Origin of the sequence: Megasphaera sp. AF13-6AC, from assembly GCF_027685385.1 — a bacterium.
Classification (GTDB): Bacteria; Bacillota; Negativicutes; order Veillonellales; family Megasphaeraceae; genus Megasphaera; species Megasphaera micronuciformis.
On sequence record NZ_JAQCUN010000342.1, the window covers coordinates 1 to 560 of the forward strand.

Annotated in this window: 1 protein-coding gene and 1 pseudogene; both read right to left on the minus strand. The window is 45.9% G+C overall.

Annotation, left to right across the window (positions count from 1 at the left end; translation table 11 throughout):
• The coding region (locus tag PGX78_RS09340) for a GHMP family kinase ATP-binding protein (protein WP_442864832.1) at positions 1-372 on the minus strand (372 nt) is incomplete at its 3' end.
• Positions 373-374: 2 nt separating this feature from the next.
• A pseudogene (locus PGX78_RS09345) lies at positions 375-560 on the minus strand (adenosylcobinamide-phosphate synthase CbiB); the annotation flags it as partial.

Genomic DNA, 560 nt, shown 5'->3' on the forward strand with positions numbered 1-560 from the left:
AACAGGATCCGTCGGCTCAATAGAAACAGCTAAACGGCACAACTCTTCATCCGAAAAAAAACGCCCCTTATGACGGGCAACGGCAAGAGCACAAGCGCCTATATCCGCACTGCTGGATGCCATTCCCTTCCCTTTAGGGATATCCGACTGTATTTCCAGAACCTTGTCAAAAGGTCTGCCTCCACAAATAGAGTCTGCCCGTTGTACAGCTTGACGCGACTTTTTACCCAACAGTTTCTCGTCATATATGCCGTCATTTACGATAGCCTTTACATAAGCATTGACCGGTGTCGAAATAATGACACTTCTATTGCCTACTCGCCCTTGTAAAAATTCGCCGCAGCCGGCAGGAACGGTAACGGAAAATCCCATACTTACACCCACCAATAAACACAAGACATGAAAATGACTGCACAAGCAGTCGCAGTATACATCAAATGAACAGCCTGTCGTATTTTTTTAGCTTCCAACGGTTCATCATCATCTCCCATATAAGCACGGAAAGATGTTGTGCCGAAATATGAATTATATCCGCCCAAACGTATATGTAAGGCCCCGGC